Consider the following 14,697-nt stretch of genomic DNA (forward strand, 5'->3'; position numbering starts at 1 on the left):
ATCGGATGCTTGGTCATAGGACTACTCCTAGTGTTTGCACTAGGACTTCCGATGTTCGCATCAACCTCGCAAGACGGCCCTCACCGTGGGCTTACCTCTTTCTCGTCGTACTAGTTTTGCCTATTGCGAATTCGCACGCCATCGCAGCGCGGTTAGGTGTGCGTATACCTGTTGCCTACTCAATGAGCCTATGCCATGCGGAGACACAAAAGGGAGACATCGTGTCCCCCTAACCATCCCAGAAAGCCCGGTTTCTAAGGCTTTTAGTCGACGGTGGGCGCTTCCTCCGGGCCTACCACTTTGTCCGCGTCGGCCCCCTTGGCGGAAACCGCTCAAGTTGGCCCGACGGTCGAAGAGCAAACCAATCTCACGACAGCGCAAAAATCCTCACCTCCCGCCCGATGCCCTGAAGCTCCGCCAGCCGGGAGACTGATGAGATGCCGCCGTCGCGCAGGATCTCTGAAACCTGGGCATCCCCGACGATCGCCTCCGTCGTCATGATCACATTGGGATCGGCAAGGCCCTGGACGCGGGAAGCGATATTGACGGTCTGACCGAAATAGTCCTGTCGGTCGTTCAGGTTGACGGCGAGGCATGGTCCTTCATGAATGCCGATCTTCAGCAGAAGATCGTCGCTGCCGTGTTCGGCATTCAGCCGAAGCATCGCCTCGCGCATCCTGAGTGCTGCCGCCACCGCCCGGTCCGGGCTGGGGAAGGTCGCCATTACGGCATCGCCTATGGTCTTGACCACGGCTCCGGCCTCTGTGGCGACGATCTCGTGAAGAACCCTGAAATGCGCCCGCACCAGATCGAAGGCGGCGAGATCTCCGACGCGCTCGTAGAGCGCGGTCGAGCCCCTCAAATCGGTGAAGAGGAAGGTCAGGCTGGTGATCTTGAGCCGCTGGTCAACGTCGAGCGTGTCGGTGCGATAGATGTCCCGGAAGCTCTGGTTCGTCAGCAGCCGCTTGGCGGTCAGAAAAGGCCGCCTGCGGCCCAGGAGCTCGTGCAGTTCGTCTCCGGCGATGCAGACATTCGGTACCACTCGGCGATCGGTGTGGTTCTCGAGGGTGAGCCGCAGCAGGCCGGGACGAAGGGTCAGCGTTTCGTTCAGCGCATGTGTCCGGCTGATGATCATCGAGAGGGTTTGACGTTCGTCGGTGGGCTCGCCCTGCACGTCGATGAACTGCGCCGAATGGGTGACCGCATCGAAGATGATGACGAACTGCGCCGGCAGTTGCAGGGAGACGAACGCCTTCTCGCCCGGCGCCAGCTCGATCATCTCCAGCTGGATCCGATCGAACTTCGCCTCCAGGTCCTCCGGCAGGTCGACGCCGGAGCTGAAGAAGATCTGGCGGTAATATTCAAGCGGAGGCAGCCGATCGGGGTCGTGGGCGGCAATCCTGCGCACCCTCGGACTGACGGTGAAGGTTACCTCGACCATCTCGTCGAGGGTCGGTTCGTATCCGGCGGCGCAGAGCGCGCAATGGTAGGTGTCCTGGACGACCCCTTTGAGGGTTGCGCCGCTGTCGAGGACGCCGCCGCATCCCGGACAAAGGACATTCCAGGTCATTTCGAAGACGCCGATGCGGGCGGCATGCAGAAGCGCCGCAATGGTTTTCTCTTCATCGAGATGATGCTTGTCGGCAAAGGCGAGCGCATTGATGCGATTGAGATCGCGATCCGAGCCATGTTTGACGACGTTTTCGATGCACTCAACCGTCTGCGGGTCAGCCGCCTGTCGCAGGGTGGCAAAAAGCACGTCCATTTCACTCATGAGACAAGTCTCCGTGTGCAGAACCCACGGCGGACGACGCCAGGGCCGGGATCATAACACGGGACTTTCCCAAGCGAAATCTATCAGCTTGGATGCGGCTTACTTCCCAAGCGCGCGGGGATTTCAGTTCCCCTTGTATATCCGTTTCAGCGCCATCAGCAGCGCGTCCATTTCGTCGCGCGAAAACAGCTCAAGGAAACGCCGCTCATGCTTGTCGATCAACTCACGCGCCCGCGCGAGCATCGCGCGTCCCGCTTTCGTCAGATGCAGTTCCTGGCGGCGGCGGTCGGCCGCGGAGGGGCGGCGTTCGATCAGGTCGCGGGCGGCCAGCCGGTTGACGAGGGCCATCATCGTCGCCCGGTCGGTGCCGAGCGTGTTGGCAAGGTCGATTTGCGATGCGCCCGGATTGCCGGCGACGAGTTCCATCACGGCGAGCTGCTTCTGCGTCAGCGCCAGCTCCTCCATGGTTTCGGCAAAGTCGCGATAGATCGCGACATGCGCCATGCGCAGATGGAAGCCGAGCAGATCGCCAAGGCGGCCGACGTCGAGCACCGGCGTCGCGGGGGCATCTTCGCCCTCGACATCGTCCTGCGGTGATTTTGTGCCCATGGTTCGCTCTCGCTTCATTCAGGGTCATAACCATCAAAATCAGCGGGTTAGTCAATATCGGCATTGCGGATTTCCCCGCGTCCATTCGAACGGTCGGGTTTGCCTTGAACAGCCTCTTGCATCTCAGCTGAAAAATATTAGTATGTGTTACATACAAATTTGATGCCGGCTGCGGAGGAGCGGCGGGCATGGGAGGAGAACATGGCGCATTCCTTTTCCGGGATGGTTTCGTCGGCAGATTGCGGACTGGTGACGGATGATCCGATCTTTTACCGCGCGCGCGTCGCACCGGACCGTCCGGCTCTGTTCGAGATCGCCACCGGCCGGCAGCTTACCTATGTCGGGCTCGATGCGCGGATCGCCCGCTGCGCCGGCTTGCTCAACGATATGCTCGGGGCGCGGCGGGATGGGGCGCGTGTCGCCATGCTGGCGCGCAATTCGGTGGATTCGATCGTGCTTGCCTTTGCCTGCCAGCGCGCCGGCGCCATCTACGTGCCGCTCAACTGGCGCCTCAACGCCGCCGAGCTTCGGCCGATCCTTGCCGATTGCACGCCGGCTCTGCTCGTTCACGACGAGGAGTTCGTGGCAACGGTGGTAAGCGTCGCGGCCGTCGATCCCGAAATGGCGGTGATATCGACGGCCGATGGCCCGGCCGGGCTCGCCGCGCGGATCGAGGCGAGCCGTCCGGCCGGCCCGGTGCCTATCGATGCCGATGAACCTTGCGTGCTTCTCTACACCTCGGGCACGACGGGGCAGCCGAAGGGCGTCGTCATCACCCGCCGCAACGCCTTTTTCGCCGCCATCAATTTTTCCATGGTCGGAGAGATCGGGCCTGGAACCGTCGCCCTCTGCGACCTGCCGTTCTTTCACACGATCGGGCTGATCGCTGTGGCGCGCACCACGTTGATGCTGGGCGGCACGCTTGTCATTTCCGACCGCTTCACGCCGGCGCGCACACTCGCCGCCCTTGCCGACCGGCAGCGCGGCATCACCCATTATTTCGCCGTGCCGCAGATCGCGCTCGCCTTGCGCAACGACCCCGCCTATAGCGCCGCGGCGCTTGCCGGCCTGCATGCGCTCTTCGTCGGCGGCGCGCCGCTGACGCAGGCGCTGATCGAAAGCTATCTCGACGATGGCGTTGCGCTGGTCAACGGCTACGGCATGAGCGAGGCCGGAACGGTGCTGCATGTGCCGATCGACCGGCGCGCCGTGCAGGATAATCCCGGCAGCGTCGGTCTTCCCGCGCCGTTGCTCGACATTCGCATCGTCGGCGAGGACGACCGCGACGTTGGCGAAGGCGAGATCGGCGAACTCTGGCTGCGCGGGCCGGCGGTAACGCCGGGCTACTGGAACAAGCCGCGGGAAACGTCGGCCGCTTTCACCGACGGCTGGTACCGCACCGGCGATCTCGGCAGGCGCGAGGCGAACGGCTTCTATCGCATCGTCGACCGGCTGAAGGACATGTATATCAGCGGCGGCGAGAATGTTTACCCGGCCGAGGTCGAAGCGGCGCTCGCAAGCCATCCCGATATTCTCGATGCCGCGGTCGTCGGCATTCCCGACATCAGGTGGGGCGAATGCGGCGTCGCCTACATCGTGCTGCGGCCGGGTGCTGCGACCACGGGCGAGGCGATCGCCGGCCATTGTGCGGCAAGGCTCGCCGCCTTCAAGCGTCCGGCGCGCATCCTCTTCGTCGAGAGCATTCCCCGCACCGCCTCCGGCAAGGTGCAGAAACATGTTCTGCGCCAGTACCATTCCGACGAAACCCTTCAACGACAGGCCTTGTGACGCGGCTTGCGCCTTCACGCCGAAACCAATGGAGTAAACCATGACTGAAATGAAATCGCCGGTTCTGGTCGAATTCGATAACGGCATCGCTTTCGTGACCCTCAACCGCCCGGAAAAGCGCAATGCGATGAATCCGGCCCTGAATGCCCGGATGCTCGAGGTGCTCGACGAACTCGAGGGCGACGAGCGCTGCGGCGTCCTCGTCCTGCGCGGCGCCGGCGAATCCTGGTCGGCCGGCATGGATCTGAAGGAATATTTCCGCGACAACGACGGCAAGCCGCGTGACGCCACGCTGAAGGCGCGGCGCCAGTCCGGCAACTGGTGGAGCCGGCTGATGTATTTCGAAAAGCCGACCATCGCCATGGTCAACGGCTGGTGCTTCGGCGGCGCCTTCACGCCGCTCGTTTCCTGCGATCTCGCCATCGCCGCCGAGGAGGCGAAATTCGGCCTTTCCGAGATCAACTGGGGCATTCTGCCGGGCGGCAACGTCACCCGCGCGGTTGCCGAAGTGATGCGCCATCGCGACGCGCTCTATTACATCATGACCGGCGAGCTGTTCGATGGGCGCAAGGCTGCCGAAATGGGTCTCGTCAACGAGGCCGTGCCGTTGGCCGAGCTTGAAGCCCGGGTCCGCAAGATCTGCGCCAGCCTGCTCGAAAAGAACCCGGTGACGCTGAAGGCTGCCAAGGACACCTACAAGCGGGTGCGCAACCTGCCATGGGATCTCGCCGACGATTACATCTACGCCAAGCTGGAGCAGATGCTGTTTCTCGACAAGACCAAGGGGCGCGACGAGGGACTGAAACAGTTCCTCGACGACAAGACCTATCAGCCGGGGCTCGGCGCCTACAAGCGCGGCTGAGGGCGCGTTGATTTCGGGAGGAGGACAGAATGAAAATCCATGCCGCAGTGGCGCGTGCGCCGCATATGCCGTTTTCGCTGGAAAGGCTCGATCTGGAGGAGCCGCGCGAGGGTGAGATCCTGGTTCGCGTCGTGGCGACAGGGGTCTGCCACACCGATATCGTCATGCGTGACCAGCACCTGCCGGTGCCGCAGCCGGTCGTGCTCGGCCACGAGGGCGCCGGCATCGTCGAGCGGGTCGGGCCGGGTGTCGCCAAAGTGGCGCCCGGCGATCACGTGGTCATGACCTTCAACTCCTGCGGCCATTGCCCGAGCTGCAACGATCATGAGGAGACCTATTGCCACGAGTTCTTCCCGCGCAACTTCTTCGGTGCGCGTGCCGATGGGTCGAGCGGGCTCTCCTGCGAGGGAGAGCGGGTTCACGGCAATATTTTCGGGCAATCCTCCTTCGCCAGCCATGCGCTGTGCCATGAACGCAATATCGTGAAAGTGCCTAGAGATGCCGATCTGGCGCTGCTCGGGCCGCTCGCCTGCGGCATCCAGACCGGCGCCGGCGCGGTCATGAACGCGCTCAAGGTCGAACCGGGAAAAGTGCTCGCGGTTTTCGGCATGGGCTCTGTCGGTCTTGCCGCGGTGATGGCGGCACGGGTCGTCGGCGCTTCGCGGATCATCGCCGTCGACGTCAACGAGACACGGCTGGCGCTTGCGGCGGAACTCGGCGCCACCGATATCGTCAACGGCAAGACAAGCGACGCGGTTGCCGCGATCATGGCGCTGACCGGCGCCGGCGTCGACTATGCGATCGATGCCTCCGGCGTGCCCGCCGTCATCGAACAGTGCGTGCGGGTGCTGGCGCCGCGCGGCACCTGCGGCATCGTCGGGGCCTCGCCGCACGGCGCGACGCTGACGCTCGATCTCACCCATATCCTCTCCGGCGGACGCCGGGTCCGCGGCATCGTCGAGGGCGATTCCAATCCGGACGTGCTGATCCCGCTGTTGATCGACCTGCATCGGCAGGGGCGCTTCCCCTTCGACAGGCTCGTCACCTTCTATGATTTCGCCGACATCAACCAGGCGGTGGAGGATTCGGAAAAGGGCATCGTGCTGAAACCGATCGTACGCCAGCCTGCCGTCTGACACCGTTCAAGGGAGGAAACAATGAACACTGTCACCCCGATCGCCACCGATACCAGTGCCGATGCGATGAAGGCGCTGCTGGACCGGCAAAAGACGTCTTTCCTGAGGGAAGGGCCGCCAAGCATCGAGACCCGCATCGATCGCATCGACCGCGTCATCGCTCTTCTCGTCGATCATAAGGATGCGATCGCCGCGGCCCTCTCGGACGACTTCGGCAGCCGCAGCGTCGAGGCGAGCCTGCTTCTCGACGTCTTCACCTGCGTCGGTTCGCTCAAATATGCCAAGGCCCATCTTGCCGAATGGCTGAAGCCCGAGCAGCACGAGGCATTGTTCCCGGACGCGGTGGCCGAAGTGGTCTATCAGCCGAAAGGCGTGGTCGGAATCCTCAGCCCCTGGAATTTCCCCTATCAGCTCGCCCTTGCGCCGCTTGCCGGCATTCTCGCCGCCGGCAACCGCGCCATGATCAAGCCGTCGGAGGTGACGCCGGCTTCATCAGCCTTGATGGCGGAGCTCATCGCCGGCGCCTTCGACGAAACGGAAATCTCAGTCGTTCAGGGCGGGCCGGCGACAGGCACGGCCTTTACATCACTCGCCTTCGACCACCTGATCTTCACCGGCGGGACCGCGATCGCCCATCATGTCATGCGCGCGGCGGCGGAAAACCTGACGCCGCTGACGCTCGAGCTTGGCGGCAAATCGCCCGTCATCGTCGGCCGCTCGGCCGATCTCGCAGACGCGGCGCGCCGCGTCATGACGGTCAAGACGCTGAATGCCGGCCAGATCTGCCTTGCGCCTGATCATGTCTATGTGCCCGAGGAAAGCGTCGAAGCCTTTGCCGGACATGCAGTCACAGCGGTCGGCGCGATGTATCCGGCGCTGAAGGAAAATCCCGATTACACCTCGATCGTCAACGCCCGCCATCACGCCCGCGTTCGGGGCCTGATCGACGATGCCAGGGCCAAGGGCGCTCGGATTGTCGAGATCAACCCGGCGGCGGAGAATTTCTCCCAGCAATCGGCTCATCGCATACCCCCGACCTTGATCCTCGATCCGACGGAAGACATGCGCGTGCTGCAGGAGGAAATCTTCGGGCCGGTGCTGCCGGTCATTGCCTATCGCGATATCGCCGACGTCATCGATCGTATCAATGCGAGGCCGCGCCCCCTCGCTCTCTACTATTTCAGCCAGGATCAGCAAGAGGAACGGCGTGTCCTCGACAACACGACCTCCGGCGGGGCGACGGTCAACGACTGCATGAGCCACGTCACGGCGGAAGGCCTGCCCTTCGGCGGCGTCGGCCATTCGGGCATGGGAGCCTATCACGGCAAATTCGGCTTCCTCGCCTTCTCGCATCCGCGCGCCGTCTATCACCAGAGCAAGATGGCGGAAGCGGAATACATGATGCGGCCGCCCTATGGCGAGGCGATGCGTGGCTTTTTGGCTGCGGCGATCTGCAAGTAGTGAAAGAGCCGGGATCGTGACCGCGGGTGCGTTATGAACAGCAGCGGCGCGATCTCTCTCGTAGCTTCACGAGCGCTTTGGCGCGCAACACGATAGTCCAAATGCGCATGCTTATCCGGATAGCGCAACTATTGCGCTATCCGGATAGATGTCCCGAGGCCCAGGATGCAGTTGTTAAGCATGCCTTATCGCATCGGGCGCTATCCGTTGAACTGCAGCGCGTTGCGGACATGATGTCTCCTGCCGTCTTCGGGCATGACCTTTCAATCCGGTTCAGCGTCTTTCCCATGTCGTCAAATCTGGCAGCAAGGCCCTGCGCACACCTCACCGTCTCCAGCACTCGCTTCGGCCCGGAGACGCATCTGCAAATGAAATAGCCTGATGAGTCTCCGATTTAACTAAGCTCAAACCAGTGTTGCCCTATGATCAGTTCGGTACATGTATTGGAAGGTGGATCCAACGCAGTGAGTGGCATCTGGACGCAATTCGGTGGCAACCTTTCTTTCGTGTGCCTGGCAATTTCGCTCTGGGCGCATTTTTCGATCCAGTTTCAGCGCAGTTCGGCCAGGCAGGAGAAAATCGCCTTCGGAATCGTGGCCGGCGCGGCCTCGATCGGATCGATATTGCTGGCCGTCGAATTCAATCCCGGCCTCTATATCGACTTGCGCTTCTCGCCGCTTGCTTTGGCGGGCATGTTCGGCGGACCGATCGCGGCCGTTTTTGCCGCGTCGCTGGCGATGGCCTTCCGCTTCTGTGTCGGCGGCGCGGCAATGGTCGACGGCCTCATCGTGATTGCAGTCGCGACCGGCCTCGGCCTGGTTGCCAATTTCTGGATCCGCAAGAGATCTCCCCGGCTCATGGACGTTGGCCTGCTAGGCCTCGCGCTCGCCGGCGTACTTGTCGTATCGATGGCGACGCTACCCACCCTGGTGCACGCCCGTGTGCTGGCCATCATCGGTCTGCCCATGACTGTGTTGAATTGCCTGGCGACTGTGCTTTGTGGTTTCGTTCTGTTGAAGACCCAGCAATGGGCGCTGGAACGAAGCATATTGGTGACCGCATTTTCGCAGTCGCCCGACTATCTCTACGTGAAGGATCGAAACAGCCGGTTCATCACCGTCAACGAAAATATGATCCGCCTCTATCGTTTCAAGACGACGGCGGAGATGACCGGATTGTCAGATTTCAATCTCCTGTCGCGCCCGCTCGCCGAAGAATTGTATTATCTCGAACAGCAGCTTATGGACACCGGGGTGCCTCTGATCGACTCTACCGAGCATATCGAAGGCAGATCCCTGCTCGCCTCCAAGGTGCCGCTGCGGGATAGGCAGGGGCGGGTGATCGGCCTTGCGGGCGTAACACGTGACATTACGGAGCGTACCGTCCTGGAGCGGGAATTGCGCGAAAGCAAGAACCTGCTGTCGCATGCGATGGCCGGCATGTCCGACGGTATCGCCATGTACGACAGCAAGGGTTTTCTTGTTTTCTGCAACGAGCAGTATCGCACCGCCTTTCCACTATCCGGGGATGCGCGCGTGGTTGGCGCCCATATCAGCGACATTCTCCGCCGCGTCGCCGAAACAAACGAGCGCACCGGTATTCCGGACAATGGCCTCGAAGAATGGATCAAGGTCGCCAGTGCTGCGCTGCACAGCAACAAGGACGAAGAGGTCCAGCTTTATAACGGCGACTGGCGCAGCATCCGGACAAGGCTTGCCGAAGACGGCACGGCGATGGCCGTCGTCTCGGACGTCACCGCGACGAAGCAGGCGGAAATCGCGCTCAGGTTGTCGGCGGAGCAGCTGAAGTCCCTTGCCGAGACCGACGGGCTCACCGGCATCGTCAATCGTCGGGCCTTCGACGAAGCTTTCGCACGCGAGACCACCGGCAGCGCCAGGAAGAACACGCCGTTCAGCCTGCTGATGGTCGATATCGACCGCTTCAAGGCCTATAACGACACCTACGGTCATCCCGCCGGAGACCAATGCCTGCGTGTCGTCAGCAAGTGCCTTCGCCAGTCCGTCAGCCGGCCGGCAGACATCGTCGCACGTTACGGCGGAGAGGAATTCGTGGTTCTGCTTCCGGCGACCAGTGCGAAAGGGGCAATGATCGTTGCCGAGCAATTCGCACGTCTCCTAAAGCAGGAGAATATCGTTCATTCCGGCAGCGAATTCGGACGAGTGACCGCCAGTATCGGCATATCCTGCGCGACCGGCGCCACCTTGAGGGTCAACCCGAACCGTCTCCTGACGGAGGCCGATGCCGCGCTCTACGACGCCAAGACGCAAGGCCGCAATCGCATCCTGGCCCATTCGCCCGATGAACGACATGCCATGAAGGACGTTGGTTGATTGAATCCTTGATAGGTTTTTCCTATCGATCCATCGCTCCTGCGGCCTTGATGTTTTCCTCGCTTCGACAATACAGGGCGCATGGACAAAAAATTCATTGGCAAGAAATCGGCGGCAGCCGGCGGCTGGGGCGCGTTGAAGAGCTGCGGGAAGCAGTTGCTTCAAAGCGGCATGCCGATTTCCGGGGCGCGGACGATGCTGAAGGCGAACCAGCCGGACGGGTTCGATTGCCCGGGTTGCGCCTGGGGCGATCCGGAACACGGATCGTCGTTCGAGTTCTGCGAAAACGGTGTGAAGGCCGTCGCCTGGGAGGCGACGGAGAAGCGGGCAACGCCCGCCTTCTTCGCTGACAATACGGTATCGCAGCTTCGCCGGCTGACGGATTATGAGCTGGAACTCAACGGCCGCCTGACGCATCCGATGCGCTACGATGCGGCGAGCGACCGTTATCTGCCGGTCGTGTGGGGGGATGCCTTCGCCGAAATCGGAGCCATTCTCAAGGGGCTCGATCATCCCGACCGGGCGGAATTCTACACGTCGGGCCGGGCGAGCAACGAGGCGGCCTTCCTTTACCAGCTCTTCGTGCGCGTCTACGGCACGAACAATTTTCCCGACTGCTCCAACATGTGCCACGAGGCAAGCGGCATCGCCATGCGCCAGGCGGTCGGCGTGGGCAAGGGCACGGTGCTTCTGGAGGATTTCGAAGAGGCCGATGCGATCTTCGTGATCGGGCAGAACCCGGGCACCAACCATCCCCGCATGCTCGGCGACTTGCGCCGGGCGGCGATCCGCGGCGCGCGCATCGTCGTCTTCAATCCGATCCGCGAACGCGGCCTGGAGCGCTTCTCCGATCCGCAGGACAAGATCGAGATGCTGCGCGGCGGTTCGACCGACATCGCCAGCCTTTATCTCCAGCCGCAACTCGGCGGCGACATGGCCGCGGTGCGCGGGATGGCGAAGGCCGTGCTGGCTGCGGAAGAGGCAGCGGTCGCCGCCGGTCTGCCCTCCGTTCTCGACCATGCATTTCTCGCCGAACACTGCGCGGGTTTTGCGGAATACCGGGCAGCGGTCGAGGCGACGAGCTGGGCTGAGATCGAGGACCAATCGGGACTGAGCCGGCAGGAGATCGAGCGGGCCGCCGATGTCTATATCAACGCCGAGAAGGTCATCTGCACCTGGGCGATGGGCGTGACCCAGCATCTGCATTCGGTCGCGACGATCCGCGAGATCGCCAATTTCATGTTCCTGCGCGGCAATATCGGCCGGCCGGGTGCCGGCCTTTGCCCGGTTCGCGGGCATTCCAACGTGCAGGGCGACCGCACCGTCGGCATCAACGAAAAGCCGTCGGACGATTTCCTCGATGCGCTGGAGAAACACTTCCGCTTCGCCGTTCCCCGCGAACATGGCCACAATGTCCTTGCCGCCATCGGCGCGATGCTCGACGGCTCGGCCGAGGCCTTCATCGGGCTTGGCGGCAATTTCGCCCGCGCCACCCCCGACAGCGCCCTTGTCGAGAAGGCGCTGCGGCGGCTGAAGCTGACGGTGCACATCGCCACCAAACCCAATCATTCGCATCTCATGCCCGGCGAGGCCGCCTTCATCCTGCCGTGCCTCGGGCGCACCGAGATGGATCTGAACGCGGCGGGCAACTCCCAGCTCGTCAGCGTCGAGGATTCGATGAGCATGGTGCACGGTTCCGCCGGCATCAATCGCCCCGCCTCACCGCATCTCCTCTCGGAAGTCGCCATCATTGCCGGCATTGCGCAAGCGACGGTGGGCGCCGCCGTGGTCGACTGGACAGAGCTCGCCGGCGACCACGACCGCATTCGCGATCATATCGCGGCGACTATCCCGGGCTTCGAAAACTACAATGTGCACCTGCGCAAGCCGCGCGGTTTCCACCTGCGCAACACGGCCGCCCACCGGGAGTGGGATACGCCGGCAGGCAAGGCGTCATTCTCTGCCGAGCCGCTTCCGGAAGAGACGGTGCATCAGCGGGCGCGAAGGGGTGAGGGGCGTTTCGCCCTGCAGACCTTCCGGTCGCACGATCAATACAATACGACGGTCTATGGCCTCGATGACCGATATCGCGGCGTTTACGGGGAGCGGCAGGTCATCTTCATTCACCCGGCGGATCTGCAGGCGATGCATGCCGAGGCCGGCGACCGGGTCGACGTGGTCGGCGAGCATGAGGACGGTATCGAGCGCATCGCTGAGAATTTCCGCTTTGTGCCCTATGACATCCCCCGGGGAAGCATAGCGGGTTATTACCCCGAACTGAACGTGCTCGTGCCGCTTGGCAGCGCCGGCAGGGAAAGCGATACGCCCACTTCGAAATCGATCATGGTGTCCTTCCGCCGGCGAAAAGCCGCGTGAGCGAAGAGGCCGCTGAGGTCGATCGCTTTCTTGCCCTCGTCGCAGCGGCGCAAGGCAGGGATGCCAAGCTGACGTCCATACAAGCCGGCCTGCTTGTCGCCGCGGAACTCGGAATTGCGCGTGACAGCCGCACCTTTGCGCGCATGCTGGGGATCGCGCATTCTCTCGTCCTCAGGGAACTCAACGCCCTGGCGGAACGCGAGGGCGTGCTGCAGATCGTCAAGCGCGATCCAAGGACGATGAGAGTACATTACACATTGCCGTCGATAGACGAGACCTAAACCGTTCGCGTTATCGCCGGATCACGCGCTTCCTGGTGTCGGAAGGGTATTCTCCGTATGTCGTCTTGTAGACCGAGGAAAACCGGCCGAAATGAAAGAAGCCCCATTTGAGGCAGATGGCCTTCATGGTGTCCTTGCTCTCGGGATCGAGCAGATCCTGGCGTGCCGCACGCAGACGAAGGGTCAAGAGGTAGGCGGCGGGAGAGGTTCCCCTGAAGGCACGAAAACCGGTTTCGAGCGCCCGGCTGGATACGCCGGCCGCTTCGGCGACCTTCGGCATGGTGATCGGCTGATCGATATTGGCGTGCATGAATTCGATCGCCCGGCGGACATGCCGGGGAGCGATCAGGGCCGGGCCATTCTCCAGGAAATGCGACAGCCGGTGCGGCACCAGGCGCACGACCAGATCGGCCAGCGCCTGCGTCATATGCGCCATGGCGATCGGCGACTGCAGCAAGGGGCCATCGTCGCGCATGCCCGCGATGATCGTTTCCGTCAGATTGCTGATCAGGCGGCCAGCTGGCTTCGACAGATCCAGTTCGGGCAGCAGATCGAGAGAGCCGCTGAACGGCATCTCGAAAGTCTGGCCGATCGTCTGGAGGATGAGCGGCCAGTTGATCAGCAACTCGTCGATGACGTTCGATCGCCCATGCATGATGACGCTGTTGGGCTCGAAATTATTGTAAAGAAGCAATTTTCCTTGTCCGGCCTCGGCGACGCGGGACCCATAGGTGACCCCCATGCCGCCGCTGCGCGGCACGACGATCGACAGATATTCGGCCGTATCGACGGTCGGCTCGATATTGAACTGAAATTCCGCCTCATGATAACCGGTGAGCAGGACGGCACTGTCACATGCCGAGAAATCCAATCCCCAATGGAAGTCCTGGCTGCGGCCGACAGGCTCGGCATCAAATGCGCCAAAGGCGCCGCCCAGCGTTTCGACCATGTTGTCGAAGGACGAACCGCTAAATCGAAATGAGAATGGGGCAGTGCTATTGTCCGTCATGCCGCTCCTATCGTTTCAATGGGGCTGTGTTGACTTGTCCTTCTCCGTCGCTCGCCAATGCCGGCGCAATCCATGATAGCGCTGTCATGCTGATGCACGTGCCTCCAATCGCTTCGCCTGATACCATCGATCCTCCTCCTCCGCTTCGTCAGGGCCTGTGGACGCAATTGATTGGTGAGGCGTGGCTATATATTAGCCGATCGGAGCATGCAGCGCAGCAAGTCTCAACGGAGCAGGGGAATCTGCACTTGGTGTGGCTATCGGGATCAGTGGTTTGCGTAAGCCGATGCAGACCAAACGCGGGCGTGACGAGCGTCAAAAAAACCAACCCGTTAAATGCATTGCCGACAGTTGCCATCATACTCGTTTTCGTAGCCTGACGTCAGGAACTGGCAGAACCGGGAACGGTTGGCAAGCCATCGGGCTGATGATGAAACGATTACGCAGAAGGGTAAATTTGTCGCCTGTATCCGCCAGGCCACTAAAGCGCATCGCGCCACTGCAGATTCATGCGGCGCGTCTTAGGATTTTGATTCAAAGTGATAGAGCGGTCTTGGCACGTCCGAAAAAACGCGGCCGCGCTCAGCGGGCTTAAATGCAGCGGGTCTTGCCGAGAGGAGCGATATCTGAAGCTTATCGAGCGGGCCCCCGATTTTGCAAGTCGCGCAGTCGCCTGCCGAAGGTTCTATAGTGGACCGCTTAAAGAGGGCCTTCGGCAGGCTGACAGGCATGCAGGCATACGCACGGGATGGAGTGCGTATGTATGATCCCTTCCATCCTTTTGGGGGTGATGGATGAACGGGTTTGGTTTTAGGACCGCAAACCATCATGGCATTGGTCGGGATTGATCTTACTGTTCCTCAGCTATGGAGCAATTGTCCGGTCCCGATATTGTCGGCCGAGCGGCTTTTCGTGGCGCAGTCTGGACTGATCTTGCGCAAAATGTATATGAAGCCGCTCCCCTGAAGCCGTCTATTCTGCGCAATGCGCTGCGCAAAGTGGATAGAGATCTGTAATTTCTCAATTAGCCGAACGAGGACATTGTCGGCA

Annotated in this window: 10 protein-coding genes; 7 read left to right on the forward strand and 3 right to left on the reverse strand. The window is 61.8% G+C overall.

What is annotated here, in order from left to right:
- Window positions 1-367: 367 nt before the first annotated feature.
- Window positions 368-1,774 (reverse strand): adenylate/guanylate cyclase domain-containing protein, encoded by a 1,407-nt coding sequence (locus tag FHT79_RS31560; protein WP_183904700.1) that lies wholly within the window; start codon window positions 1,772-1,774, stop codon window positions 368-370.
- A gap of 123 nt (window positions 1,775-1,897) precedes the next feature.
- Window positions 1,898-2,383, reverse strand: coding sequence for a MarR family transcriptional regulator (locus tag FHT79_RS31565; protein WP_183904701.1), 486 nt, complete (start codon window positions 2,381-2,383; stop codon window positions 1,898-1,900).
- A 201-nt stretch (window positions 2,384-2,584) separates the two neighbouring features.
- Here FHT79_RS31565 and FHT79_RS31570 point away from each other — a divergent pair, with 201 nt between their 5' ends.
- The 7 genes from FHT79_RS31570 (at window position 2,585) to FHT79_RS31600 (ending at window position 12,638) form a co-directional block, all read left to right on the forward strand.
- On the forward strand, window positions 2,585-4,171 hold the full coding sequence (locus tag FHT79_RS31570) for an AMP-binding protein (RefSeq protein ID WP_183904702.1): 1,587 nt from the start codon (window positions 2,585-2,587) through the stop codon (window positions 4,169-4,171).
- 40 nt (window positions 4,172-4,211) lie between these two features.
- The gene (locus tag FHT79_RS31575) at window positions 4,212-5,033 is read left to right on the forward strand and encodes a p-hydroxycinnamoyl CoA hydratase/lyase (protein ID WP_047616840.1); all 822 of its coding nucleotides are present in this window, start codon (window positions 4,212-4,214) and stop codon (window positions 5,031-5,033) included.
- Between the two features lie 29 nt (window positions 5,034-5,062).
- Window positions 5,063-6,169 (forward strand): NAD(P)-dependent alcohol dehydrogenase, encoded by a 1,107-nt coding sequence (locus FHT79_RS31580; protein WP_132576229.1) that lies wholly within the window; start codon window positions 5,063-5,065, stop codon window positions 6,167-6,169.
- A gap of 21 nt (window positions 6,170-6,190) precedes the next feature.
- Window positions 6,191-7,630, forward strand: a complete 1,440-nt coding sequence (locus FHT79_RS31585; protein WP_183904703.1) for a coniferyl aldehyde dehydrogenase — start codon at window positions 6,191-6,193, stop codon at window positions 7,628-7,630.
- Between the two features lie 422 nt (window positions 7,631-8,052).
- Window positions 8,053-9,981, forward strand: coding sequence for a diguanylate cyclase (locus FHT79_RS31590; RefSeq protein WP_183904704.1), 1,929 nt, complete (start codon window positions 8,053-8,055; stop codon window positions 9,979-9,981).
- Between the two features lie 81 nt (window positions 9,982-10,062).
- Window positions 10,063-12,357 carry an FdhF/YdeP family oxidoreductase gene (locus FHT79_RS31595; RefSeq protein WP_183904705.1) on the forward strand — a complete coding sequence of 765 codons (2,295 nt, stop codon included), beginning with the start codon at window positions 10,063-10,065 and terminating at the stop codon, window positions 12,355-12,357.
- Complete coding sequence (locus FHT79_RS31600; RefSeq protein ID WP_183904706.1) at window positions 12,354-12,638, forward strand: hypothetical protein; 285 nt, start codon at window positions 12,354-12,356, stop codon at window positions 12,636-12,638. The genes FHT79_RS31595 and FHT79_RS31600 overlap by 4 nt, the downstream gene beginning before the upstream one ends.
- 10 nt (window positions 12,639-12,648) lie before the next feature.
- Here the strand turns inward: FHT79_RS31600 and FHT79_RS31605 are convergent, their stop codons facing one another.
- Complete coding sequence (locus tag FHT79_RS31605) at window positions 12,649-13,647, reverse strand: AraC family transcriptional regulator (protein WP_183904707.1); 999 nt, start codon at window positions 13,645-13,647, stop codon at window positions 12,649-12,651.
- Window positions 13,648-14,697: the final 1,050 nt, after the last annotated feature.

Source organism: Rhizobium sp. BK212 (assembly GCF_014197475.1).
Lineage (GTDB): Bacteria > Pseudomonadota > Alphaproteobacteria > Rhizobiales > Rhizobiaceae > Rhizobium > Rhizobium anhuiense.